This window comes from Anatilimnocola floriformis (genome assembly GCF_024256385.1).
Taxonomy (GTDB): domain Bacteria; phylum Planctomycetota; class Planctomycetia; order Pirellulales; family Pirellulaceae; genus Anatilimnocola; species Anatilimnocola floriformis.
In genome coordinates this window covers 1,580,509-1,593,032 of the sequence record NZ_JAMLFW010000001.1, presented here as the reverse complement: position 1 = coordinate 1,593,032, position 12,524 = coordinate 1,580,509, and the positions used below count along the sequence as shown (strand labels likewise).

6 protein-coding genes are annotated in these 12,524 nt (G+C 58.2%); 1 reads left to right on the top strand and 5 read right to left on the bottom strand.

Annotation, left to right across the window (positions count from 1 at the left end; all coding sequences use genetic code 11):
- Nucleotides 1-34: 34 nt before the first annotated feature.
- The 4 genes from mfd to M9Q49_RS06595 all read right to left on the bottom strand — a co-directional run bounded on the left by mfd (nucleotide 35) and on the right by M9Q49_RS06595 (nucleotide 5,584).
- Nucleotides 35-3,280, bottom strand: coding sequence for a transcription-repair coupling factor (mfd, locus tag M9Q49_RS06610; RefSeq protein WP_254507921.1), 3,246 nt, complete (start codon nucleotides 3,278-3,280; stop codon nucleotides 35-37).
- Between the two features lie 81 nt (nucleotides 3,281-3,361).
- Complete coding sequence (locus tag M9Q49_RS06605; protein WP_254507920.1) at nucleotides 3,362-4,141, bottom strand: hypothetical protein; 780 nt, start codon at nucleotides 4,139-4,141, stop codon at nucleotides 3,362-3,364.
- A 195-nt stretch (nucleotides 4,142-4,336) separates the two neighbouring features.
- Nucleotides 4,337-5,239: an HDOD domain-containing protein gene (locus M9Q49_RS06600; protein ID WP_254507919.1), complete on the bottom strand. Its 903-nt coding sequence runs from the start codon at nucleotides 5,237-5,239 to the stop codon at nucleotides 4,337-4,339.
- Between the two features lie 150 nt (nucleotides 5,240-5,389).
- On the bottom strand, nucleotides 5,390-5,584 hold the full coding sequence (locus M9Q49_RS06595; RefSeq protein ID WP_254507918.1) for a hypothetical protein: 195 nt from the start codon (nucleotides 5,582-5,584) through the stop codon (nucleotides 5,390-5,392).
- Here M9Q49_RS06595 and M9Q49_RS06590 point away from each other — a divergent pair.
- On the top strand, nucleotides 5,571-5,960 hold the full coding sequence (locus M9Q49_RS06590; protein ID WP_254507917.1) for a hypothetical protein: 390 nt from the start codon (nucleotides 5,571-5,573) through the stop codon (nucleotides 5,958-5,960). The genes M9Q49_RS06595 and M9Q49_RS06590 overlap by 14 nt on opposite strands.
- A 15-nt stretch (nucleotides 5,961-5,975) precedes the next feature.
- On the opposite strand, the gene M9Q49_RS06585 is transcribed toward M9Q49_RS06590, so the two are convergent.
- On the bottom strand, nucleotides 5,976-12,509 hold the full coding sequence (locus M9Q49_RS06585) for a hypothetical protein (RefSeq protein ID WP_254507916.1): 6,534 nt from the start codon (nucleotides 12,507-12,509) through the stop codon (nucleotides 5,976-5,978).
- Nucleotides 12,510-12,524: the final 15 nt, after the last annotated feature.

Here is a 12,524-nt window from a genome sequence, read left to right as displayed (position 1 = left end):
TCCTGGCGCATTCGGGCGGTCAATTCTTAGCAGTTCATTTTGTGACCCGCAAGACAGATTTGACGAGTTCAAACATTTGATCGCCGGTCAGGTTGAGTGCTGGCAGCGGCAGGTACGCTGCTTTGTCGTCGACGATCCGCAATCCCTTATGCTTCCGTGCTAGCTGCTCGATGCGAGCTTGATCGCGATATTGAAAGACCATGAACTTGTCTTCGCGATGAATAGCCGAAATAAACCACAGGGTCGCGTCCATCTTTAGCTCGATCAGTTCCATCAAACGTTCGACGGGGCGCGGCGGCGGACCGAAGCGATCGACGAACTCGGAACGCAAATCGGCCAGCTCTTGAAACGCGTTGATTCGCGTCAGTCGGCGATAGAGATCGATCTTCAGGCGAATATCGGGAACGTAATCGTCGGGCAAATAGGCTTCGCACGGCAGATTGATATCGACATCGAGTTTCAGCCGTGGCGTGCTGTTTTGCAGGGCCCGCACGGCATTTTCGAGCAGCTGGCAATACAGCTCGTAACCGACTGTAGCGATGTGGCCGCTTTGCTGCGTGCCGAGCAAGTTGCCGGCGCCGCGAATTTCCAAGTCGCGCATCGAAATGGCGAACCCGGCGCCCATTTCACTGAACTCTTCGATGGCTCGCAATCGCCGCGAAGCATTCGGCGAGATGTGCTTGTTGGGATCGGTCAACAGATAGCAATAGGCCCGATGCTTGTACCGGCCGACGCGGCCGCGCAGCTGATGCAAATCGGCCAGACCGTAGCGATCAGCTTCGTCGATGAAAATCGTGTTGGCGTTGGGAATATCCAAACCGCTTTCGACGATGGTCGTAGCCACCAGAATATCGAACTCGTGCGCCACGAAATCGATCATCACCTGCTCGAGTTCGTCATCGGCCATTTGAGCATGACCGATCTGCACGCGGGCGGCAGGGACGATGTCGCGCAGCCGCTGGGCGATCTGCTCGATGTCGTTCACGCGGTTATGCACGAAATAAACCTGGCCACCGCGAGTCAACTCGCGATTGATCGCGTGCTTGATCAGCTCGTTGTCCCAGCGCGTGACGCGGGTTTCGACCGCAACGCGATCTTCCGGAGGCGATTCGAGATTCGAAATATCGCGCACACCGACGAGCGACATGTGCAATGTTCGCGGAATCGGCGTCGCTGAGAGCGTGAGGACGTCAACCGTCGCGCGAAGCAACTTGAGCCGTTCTTTTACATCGACGCCGAAGCGCTGCTCTTCGTCGATGATCACCAGGCCCAGGTTGTGAAACTCGATATCCTGCGATGCAATGCGATGCGTGCCGATGGCGATGTCGACCTTGCCGCTCTTGATTCCTTTCACCGTCTCGCGCATTTCCTGCGGCGTGCAGAACCGGCTGAGCTTGGCGATGTCGAACGGAAACTCGGCCATTCGTTCGCAAAAGCTGTGGTAATGCTGTTCGCAGAGAATCGTCGTCGGCACGAGCACGGCCACCTGATAGCCGTTGTCGACCGCCTTGAACGCGGCTCGCATCGCAACTTCAGTTTTGCCAAAACCAACGTCGCCGCAGAGCAAGCGGTCCATCGGCCGCGGCTTTTGCATATCGGACTTGATCGCGCGAATCGAAGTGAGCTGATCGACCGTTTCGCGATAAGGAAACGACGCGTCGAACTCGCGCTGCCATTCGCTATCAACGGTGAACGAAATGCCGGGGCGAGTGCTGCGCATGGCCTGCACCTCGAGCATCTCGACCGCGAGGTCTTTGACAGCTGCCTCTGCCGCTTCTTTTTGTTTGACCCACGTTTTGCCGCCGATTTTGGCGAGCGTCGGTCGCGTTTTCGAACCGCCGACGTACTTCTGCACCAGATCGATCTTGATGGCCGGCACGTAAATCCGCGTGCCGCCGTCGAACTCGATTTCGAGATGCTCTTCAAATTGACCGTTCTTGCTGATCTGCTTCAGCCCACGATAACGACCGATGCCGTGCGCAAGATGTACCACCAGATCGCCATCGCGCAGATCAAGAAAGCTGTCGATCGCTTTGCCAAGGTGCCGCCGGGGAATGCGCCGCAGTTCGCCGCGATGAAATAATTCGCCGCCAGTGATGATGAGCGAGTTGTCGCGCGGCAGGCGAAATCCTTCACGCAAACTGCCGATCACGAAAAACAGCCGGCCGGTGGCCATCAGCTTTGTTTCGCGGAGCAATTCGCGGAGACGCTCCGTCTCGGCATCGGTAGCGACGATCAGATACACATTGTTGTCGACGGCGACGTGATCGAGTTCTTCGCGCACGCGCTGCAAATCGCCGCTGAAGCGCTCGACCGACTCGATCGGCAAATGACAACTCGCGCCGAGCGTGCCGGCTGCCAGATGGGCCGAAGTGGCCACCGCCAGGCGAGCAACGCTGGCGAGCACGCTGGCCACGGAATGATGCAGCGAGGTATCGGCTGCTCGCGTGAGGACATTTTTTCCCTCATCGCTCAGCACCTGCGGCTCGATCAGGAATGCCCAGGCGTTTGCCGGAAAATAATCGGCCAGGTGTGCGGTCGGCGGTACGTCCTTGGGTAGAACGGTGACTTCGATTTGATCGAGAACTTCCAAGCTGCGCTGCGAGGCGATATCAAACGAGCGGAGGGACTCGATTTCGTCGTCGAATAGCTCGAGACGAACTGGTTCGAGCCAATCGGGAGCCAGAATATCGAGGATACCCCCGCGATGAGAAAACTCACCAGGCAATTCTACGGCGCTCGTGGCGTGAAATCCACTTTCGACAAACCACCGCAGCAAGGATTCGACATCGATCCGTTCGCCGCGGCGGATGGTGCGTGTCGACTTGCGTACCTGTTCCGCGCTCGGCACCGGTTGCATCAGAGCGCCGATGCTCGCGACCAGAATCGGCGGATTGCCAGCGGCAGCCGGAGCGACCAGCTTCTTCAGCAGCCGGATTCGATCGCCGTAGCTTTCATCGCGCAGGCCGCGCTCTTCAGACGCTGGATCCCAAGCCGGAAAAACTTCCGCCTGCGTGACGCCGAAGAGAGGCATGTCGGCGACGAGATCGTCGGCTTCGCGGTCGTGCGCGGTGGCAATTAGCAGCGGCCGACCGTGCGACTTGGCCAGGGCGGCCGCCAGCAGCGCGCAGCTCGAGCCCCAGACTCCGTCGAACGTGGCGGGTTGACCTGCAGCCAGGGCCGCCACCGCTTCGGCAAAGCCCTCATAACGCCGAAGCGCATCGGGCAGCAGCCGAAGGTTTTCGGCAGCTGTAGCTATCGCGGGCAATGTTGCCGTCATGGCAGGAGTATTCTAGCGCGAACCGCGGTTTTGGCCAACGGCGGTTGCTGGCCATCAGCCAAGTCTCTCTTCAGCATTGCGTTAGGGCAGAGTGCCGAGCGGGCCCAATTCTCTCTTAGGATTGCCCGCCACGCGCGTGATCTCGAGCACGGCGCCGAAGTCGTTGTGACTGCCGGGGAAGGGAAGTTGGGCGCCCAGCGATAGCTGCCAGCGGGTGCCAGGAAAGGTGTACACGCCGCCGATCACGGCCACGCTAATGTCGTTGCTACCCATGAGGACGTCGGCCATGAACGAAAATTTGTCTTCAACAATCGGCACTTCCGTTCCCAGCATCAGGCCCAGAGTGTTTCCCTTGCCGAGATAAGGTTTGTTGCCGTAGTAGGCACCGCCGTAAAAAAATCCCACGTCGGGAATTTCCGATTCCACTACGATCCAATCGAAGTTGACCAGCGCCGTAGGCCGCTGTGCATCCAGGGCGGTCCCCAGTTGAGTAACTCCCAACTGCGTGCCAATTCCCAGATGCACCAGCTCGCTCAGCGGAATTCCCTTCTGCAAATTGACCAGGAAATCGGCGGTGTTATTGGAGTCGAGGTCGGCGATGCCGCCTCCGAGATAAAGCGGCACATCCAGGATGTTGAAGCCGGCTTCGAATCCCTCCCAAAGTCCAAATTCGATCGTGGTGTTCGACGCGCCGTCTTGCAAGAAATTGAATTGCTGCTGAAAAAAGACGTCCTCTGGTGGAGTGATTCTCGCCGAAGGGACGTTAAAGAGATTCTGCTGCGCGGCGCAGGGCCCAGCCCAAAAGATGCCGATCACCACCGCCAACGCGGCGATCCTGAAACAATCGATCAGGCGCGGCATGGTTCGAACGACTCACAGAGGTCAGCGGATTTTTCGCGTGGGTGTAATACCTCCGTTCGGAAAATCTGGCAAGTGCAACTCGAGACTAGCTCTGAGACATGCCGACAAATGCGTCAGCCAAGAAAAAGAAGAAGCCAACTGCGAACCTGAGTTCGCGTTGGCTTCATTCTCTCGATATTGTAACGAGCCCAGCCGCTAAGCAGGCACGGTCTGTTCTTCCAAGTAAGCCACCAGCGACTTGGCCGGCGCGGCGAGCTTCAGCACGGGGCCGAACTCGGTGAATTCTTGATCGACCTTGGCGAGGGCTTCTTTCGGATTGACGCCCGGCCCAGCGACCTTCGTAAAGGCGGCGAGGAACGTTTCACGTTCGCACCACACTTTGTCACTGGCAGCGGGGAGCGAAGCAGAGAGGGCGACTGAAACGGCGCCGATGTCTTTGCTGCCGCTATCGACGAGTTGGTTCAAGTCGCAATGCTTTTCAATCAGGCGGGCGAACTCTTCCGGCAGGCTCCAGCTGCGAGCCATCACGCCAGCGGCCGTCGCGTGCGTCCAACCAAACTTGGCTTGTTCGAGCGTGCTCAGGCGGACTTCGCCGTTGTTGCGGCCTTGCAGCAGTTCGACGTATTGCGTCGGCAGTTCCTTGGCGAGCAACGGCACGGCCATGTCTTGCAGCAAGGCGGCGGCGAAGAGATCTTCAGCATCCTTGAGGCCCTTGAGCTTGCCGAAGGCGCGAGCGAACAAGCCGCGGCGGAGCGAATCCTGCCAGAGGCTCTTCAGGTCGAACGGCCCGCACTTCGGATTCGGCATGAGACTGAAGACCGCGCTCCACAGCGCGAAGTTCTTGATCGTGCGAATGCCGACGAGCGTAATCGCCAGCTTGACGCTCGAGATCTCGCGCGAGAAACCGAAGTACGACGAGTTGACGAACTTCAGCACCTGGCCGGTCAGGCCGGGGTCGGCTTCGATCGGCACGGCAAATTCGGCCGGGCCATTGTCGGGGTTTTGCGATAGTTCGAGCAGGCGGATCGCGCTCTGCGGCAGGGCCGGCAGTTGGGCGTTCCCGAGCAGTTCCTTCAGACCAGGCGTAGCATTCGGCATGTGTGTTCCGTTCACGGCAGGGGCAGCAAATTTGTTCTGACGAAGTGAGCGCCGTTCAGCAGAATCGTCCGCAATTTAAGGCCGCGCATTACTCGTCACCGCTCGATGAAACCTAGTCCGTGGCAGCCGTGCGTCAAATGAGAATGCCGCTCAAGCATAGGGATTTGCCTTAGTCCGACAGAGTGACGCGTTGCCAGCCATAAACGCAGCATGAGGCAGAATCGCCACGCGCGACGCACTGCGAAAATTGCCGCGATTGTGCAAGTCGCTGGCAGTGCGACGGTTGCGCACAGCAGCGAAGAGAGCGCCGAGCCGAGGCACGAGCGCTGCGATGTCTGCAGTCATGCGAACCGCTGCTGCAACCCAAATCGACATCGCCCTTGTGCGCCGCTTGTTCGGCAAACGCAGCATTGTCGGCATGATCGGACTGTGCCTGCTTTTGGCGGCTCAATCCTTCGCGGCAGGACAGACCGGCGCCGAAGCAGCCGCCATCGACGATGGCTGGCGGCGGACGAAATTCGGCTGGGAGAACATCCGCGATTGGAATCTTCCGCCTGAGCAACTCGATCTTTCTGGCAGCGCACCAATCGCGCCCGCGATTCTTAGCCCGACAGCCGAGCACTTGCTCGGGCTGTCGCACCCCCTCGCGGTCGCGGTGGGGTTGAGCCTGATTGCGGCAGCAGCGTTACGCTGTGCCGCAGTACCTGAGCTCTCCCACTAAGTTGCACCACGCCGACTACCGCTGCGGCGGAGTCGCTTCTCGCACCATCGCGCCGTAGTCATCGCTGAGCACGAGGAGCGAAAACTTCTGCGCGCCGTCGAGATCGTTGGTGCTCAGCGACGCGTAGTCGAAGCGGCCGCGGATGTCGGTGTAGCCATCCTTGTAGAACTTCACTTCGCCGTTGCCCATGGTCGCGTAGACCTTGACGTAGGCCTTCGGCACAGGCTTGCCGCTGGCTTGCTGGGTGACTTTGACCTGGCCGTAGTTCTCGATCACTTGCAGTGTGAGCGAGTGAGCGTAATAAGCCTGAGTCTTCGTCACGCCGCCGGCGACGATCTCGACCAGCACGTTGCGATTGGCGAGTTCCGGCGGCAGGTTGAGCGCGATGCTCTTCTTGTCGGCGGGAACTTCAATTTCCTGCGACAGGTTCGGCTTGATGCTGTTGAACTGGCCGCTGACCTGCTGGAACGGGTTGCGGCTGAAGAGCAACTCAACATCCATCTCGTAGTAGTTTACGCGGATGGTTTTCACGTTCTGATAATCGAGCTTCACTTGCTTGGCTTCGACTAGGAACTCGAAGCTCGGCTCAGTCGAGGCCAGTTGACCTTGCGTCTCGTTCCGATTTTCTGGATCGATTGCCTTCGAACCCTTTCCTTCGGCTTCATCGAGCTGTTGGATGATCGTGCCAAAAGTATTCCGCCAACGATCGACGGGATGGTTCGCATGCTTCATGGCAATCGCGCGGGCTTCCGCGTGTTCGCCGGTGAAGAAATCGAGATAAGCCGTGCAGTAGTCGTACTGCAGTTTCATTTCCAGATTGGCAGGATTCACTCGGTCGTAGGTCGCGAGCGCTTCTTCGATCCGATCTTGCAGCAACTCGTAGTAAGTCACCGCGAGCAAATCTTCGTCGGTCAGCTCACGCTGATACGACAGATCTTTGAGAAAGCGGTGATACTGCTCGAAGAAGCGGTCGTTGACGATGTGCCGCCGCTTGCCGAGGGCGTGAGCGCGGGCGTTTACCAGCGGCTTGTACTCGAGATGTTCCAGCTGACGGCGAACGATCGGATCGATCACCAACAGCGCGCTCGTGAGCCGGCCGCCGCATTCGTTCACGATGCGGTCGTTGTACTGCAGGTATTCACGAGCCGCCGCGGGCACGTTGTGCAGCAGCGAATACGACCAGATGTGTTCGTTGTAGATGTGGTGCTTGGCGAGTAGCTCGGTCACCGCAGTGAAGAATTTCGCATCCTTCATCCGCCAGGCAATACGAACGAGATTCACACTCTGGATGTTGTTCTTCCGCAAGAACTCGAGCACTTGATCGTTCGTGCCGTTCTGCGAAATGTAATCCCACGATTGGGTATCAACCTTCGTCGGCTTGTCGACGACGCTGAAGATAAATGGCTCGGGAGAAGCGATCAGTGTTTCGTTCTTCGCGACGTGCACCGGGAAGTGAACGTACTTGCCAGCAGTCGGGAAGTAGAAGTGGTAATCGAGCGTTTGCGTGTGATAGGGCTCGAGTTGGATATGCACCGTCTTCGTCGCCTGGCTGTTGAGAACCGGGATGGCGCCGACGGGAATTTGTAGCAGCAGGTTCAGCTTCTGCCGGGCAGACGTCGGGTTGGTGACAACGACCTGGCAACCGTAGACAGTGTGAACCAGGAACTCTTCCGTGACGAACTTATCAACCTGTTCGCCGTTTTCCTGGCGATGGCGATCGCCTTGGCGATAGAAGTTCTGGCTGACGAGCACCTTGGTGGCGCCATCGGCGGCAGGGGCCGGGCGGATCTCTTCGTGGAAGACCACGAGCGGGCCACCGGGAACGAGCGTCATCTTAGCGCCATCGAATTTCGTTTCGTGCTTCGGCGATTCGAACGGCAGATCGAGCACCGATAGAGCGAACATCATTTCTGGGAAGTTCCGCGCACCCTCGGCAGCGTTACGCGTATAGAACGCAGTGGCCGGATCGTGTTCGGCGAAGTCTTTCCAGAACGCGTTGACCGAGATCAAGTGCGTGTTCTGCTGATCAATGGTCAGGTGATGGTAGTTATTTTCGGCCCATTCCATCGTCTTTTCGAGCTGACGGAAGAGCTGACGCATCTGACTGCGACGGAGCTTTTCGCCGCCGTCGGCATCGTAGAAGAGATCGACGTCCTTCAACTCCGCGCGGAGTTCCTCGACTTCCCGCTCAGCCATGTCGCGCTTGGCGCGACCGTCCTTCGCGGCTCCCTTCTTCGCGGCTGCTTCCTGCTTCTCCATCAGCTTGTCCATTTCGCCGGCTTTGCGTTGCAAGGCAGGCATGTCGGCTGCTGCTGCTGGGGCGGCTGGATCAAGGGGCGACGGGGCATTCACCACAGGTGGTGGAGCGCCGGGCAAGCCGCCGCCAAATCCGCCACCACGGGCATCGAAGAATCGCGCCGAGCCGTTGGCATTCATGGCCTGACCCGTCGCAGCGACGAGGCCGAGCGCATCGTTCGTATCCATCGAACCACCGCGAACGGCGGTATCGAACAAGCGAATGAAGTTGTCGATATTCGGCGGCAACAGCGAATAGGATTCGTTTACAAAGCGGCTGGTATTCAGCCGTTCGTCCTTCAACCGCTGCGCGAGCAGAATCCGCTCGACCGTGTTCAGCTGACCGTAGTTCCAAGGCTTCAAGTATTCGTCGAGGTTCTTCTCGAGGAGGAAGTTATCGACAAACGTCTTGTCCTTCTTGTTGGCCAGGTAAGGAACGATCACTTCCTTGAAGAACTGCGGATCCTTCTTGAAGAGGAAGAAGCTCAGTTCGTGACTGGCATACTTGCTGTAGAGCGTCTTCTTTTCTTCGGCCTTTAATTTCGGCCAGTTGAGAATGAACGCAAACTCGGCGAGCTTGGGATCATTGCTCAACGTGGCATACAGCGAATAGACGCGGGCCAGGCTGTCGTAGGCTTCGAATTTGCTCGTCGTGATGTCGTTGAGCGTAAAGGTCTTGCCGGCCGGGACGATGGTGATCTGCTTTTGCTGCGTGAAGTGCAGCTTTGGATCGAGGCCGTTGATCAAGCGCAGATCAACGAAATCCATTTTGACTTCGGGCAGTTCGAGGCTGCGGTAGGTCGTGCTCGACGGATCGACGGCCACAATGTGCAGTTGCTGATGGCTGCCAAGGGCGACGCGATCGATTTCGACGATCCCCTTCTCATCGGCGGCCAGGTTCACGAGCACTGCCGAGGTTTGCGAGAGGAAATCGATATCGGCAAAGTTGCCTCCGGCCTGGCTTTGACCGGGTTTTTCTTCCGAAGTGCGGCCCATTTGCGATTTGGCCCCATCGCCGCGGGCGCGGAAGGCGTCGCCCCCTTGCGCGACTTGTTCGCCGGTTTGCGTCGCACGAACGGCCCAGGGATTGAGCAGCAGCGACGGCCGATCGAGCAAGTTGCCGGGGAACTTCGGCGCGTACTTGCGGTCGATGATGTAGCGATACTCATCGCCGATGTTGCGGCCAGTCAGATAAGCCGATTCGGCGGGAGCAAAGCGGAAGACATACGGTTCGGCGGCATGCACGCGAGCCAACTGATCGAACGCGCTGTACTCCGGCACAAACCGCGTGGCGAAGACGTGGACGCGCGAGTATTTCGTGGCGTTCTTCAGTTCGATTACCAGTTTCTCGCCAGCGGGTTCTTTGTCCTTCGCAGGAACTTCGGTGAACTTCACCGCATTGATTTGCAGCGCGGCGATCGGCTGCGTTTCGAGCTGTCGCCACTTGCCAAGGGCGTAACGGCCAGCTTGCTCGCCAGCAGTGACGCGGATTTTCACGTGGCGGTGATGCGACTTGAGGAACAGGTCGTAATCGCCGGCCGGGAGTTTTTCGAACGTGATCAAGCCGTTCTTAATCGACAGATGATCGAAGCGATCGGCGACGAACTTTTCTTCGCGCACTTCGAGCAGCGAGAGTTCTTGCCGCAGCTGATCTTTGCTCACATCGTCGTCAGCGGCAGCGAGTTTGCCGTCGCGGGGCAAGTATGGCAGCGTCAGAACATCGCCGACTTTGCCGTGCAATGTCCAAGGGTAGGTGTGAGCATCAATGCGGAGCTGCCAGTTGTGCGACGTGCCTTCCGGGCCAGTCGCAGTGACATTCGCGATGTCGATGAGTTGACCAAGATTGATCCGGCCGCTGGGGTCCGACTTCAGCGTCACATTCAGCGGCTGACGGAAGTTGCGATGCTTGATGACGAAGTTCACTGGGCGCGAGACTTTGCTCTCGCCGGTTTTGCCACGCAGTTCGACGATGTAACCGCTGGCGGTTTGCATCAGGTGCAAATCTTCGATCTTATCGGTCCGGTCGATTTCGTTCAGCGTAAACACGCCGCCCGCCGACAGGTTGACCTTCTGACTGCCGTTGCTGACTTGCTTTACCTGAGCGGTCAGCTGGAAGTTAATCGCAGCCAAGCGCTGCGGCACCTGGAATTCATGAACCGTCTCGCGGTCTTCGAACAGCTTGAGGTTCGGAATCTCTTGCGTCGCGGCCACACCATCGAGATCGGTCGACGTGATGAGGAGCTTCACTTCTTCCAGCAGACCGAGCGTCACCGGCGTGCCATTGATATTGAGGCTGGAGCGGATCAGCACCTTGGCCGTTTTTCGCTTCAGGAGCGATTCGCGATCGACGTAGAAACCAGCCGACAAGCCGTAGCTTTCGGCTTCGTGCAAAAAGTTGCCGAGCGATGAGTATTCGCTCTTCACTCCCTTTTCGTTCGTCGTCGGAGCGGAAATCACGATGGTTGCCCGGTTGGGATTCGTGCTGAACGGAACGATCACCGTGCCGTCCTTCTCAGCCGTGTATTCGTGACCACCGAGATAGATCGAGGCGTTCTTCACCACCTGTTGCTTGTCGTCGAGCACCGTGAAGACCTGGCCGGCGGCGGAAGTGCGAACGAGTTGCTTCAAGCCGCCCTTGCGAACGAGCGCTCGGCTGCTGCGGCCGTTGCCGATGAAATCAATCACATAAATGCCAGGGCGCGACAGCTGCGGAAACTCAAATTTCTTCGGCACGCGGCGCACCGGCGCATCGGTGAATTGATGCGTCTGTTCGTAGTTCGGTACGAGGCCATCGAGGTTGATGTCGGTGTCGACCTCGCGCAGATTCGAGCGATAGAAGTTCTTCGTGTTGAGCTCAAACACTTTCACGATCAGCGTGCCGGCGTTCTTGATGTGCAGGTCGAGAGCGACTGCTTCATCGGCGCTGTAGCTGGTTTTGTTGGTGAAGGCAAAGTCGATGTCGACTCGCTCTTTCAGCTGCTTGTACTGCTCCGGCGGCAGGAGCGAGGCCCATTTCTCGGCATCCCCCAAGCCGTTGACGATCTTAACTTCGGCCAGCAGATGCTTGAGGTAAGTGTCGTTGACGTAGGGCTCAAATTCCTTGATGTCGGCTGCATCACGCAGGAAGTGGAGCAAGAATGTCCGCACCAGCGGCTCATCCTGACCAATCGGCGGCAGTAGCGTCGCTCCGCCGTAGTTCTGATTCAGATCAACCGGGAACTGCCGATACGGCTGCGATTCTTGCATCGCTCGCGAGACATAACCCACGTGTCGCGGCAGCTTCAGATAGGCGAGGAACTTCTCCTTGTCGTAGATGCCCTTTTGCCGATCGAGAAGGAGTTGGTTGTAAAGAACGTGGGCCTTCAAGCTGTTGTGCGCTGGCGACAGGCGATCGGCAAACTTTGCTTGGCGATCGAGCAGCGCGGCGAGCACTTGTTGATCGTGACGCGGATCCTCATCGGCCGTCGGCTGCAAACGCACGAGATAAGCAACAACGAAATTCTGATTGTTCAGCAGATCGGGCTTGAGCTTGAGAATTTCCTCAAGCTGCGTGAGGAGCAACTGATTGTGAATGGCCAGCGAACCGAAGCCGCCGGAGTGTTCGTGATTCAAATCGTCGACGATCAGCTTCGGCAGATTTGCATGATCGGGGCGGCCTAACCGTGCGAGCAGGCTGCGGCGTTGCAGCGGATTGAGCGCTTGCTTGATCAGCCAATCGAAGGCCGATTCTTCGTACTGTTCGAGGTTGTCGTTGGAATACGGAGCCGCGCGATTGGCAAACTGCTCGCGCGAAATCATGGCTGGATCGAGCGCCGTCGGCAGATTTGGTTCGGCGCCTAGAATCTCGCGCTCGAAGGGATAGTGCAAACCGAGGCGATTCCGCAGGTAAGCGAGAGTCTTCTCCGGGCTCTTTTCATACGTTTGCAATGCCTGGCGAGTGCGGATTTCAAACACGCGGCTGGTCTCGCCATGCCGCTGAACCCACAGCGGCATGAGCTGGCCGACCTTTTCATACTGCTCGGTCGCCAAGTAATGCAGCGCGTGATAGTAGTAATAGTCTTCCGTGCCGGGGATGAGCTGCGCGAGGGGCTTGGTCCGGTCGCGGGCCAGGGAAAAATCCTCGCGAAAATCGATCTCACCACCGGTCGCTCGCCAGTTCCCCATCAGCAAACCCACTCCTAAGGTCGCCGCAGCCATCAAACGGCCAACCCTTGTTGAGGACGTCGAAACCAACCGCCAAAAAGTCTGACGCATTGTCATTTTCCTGTG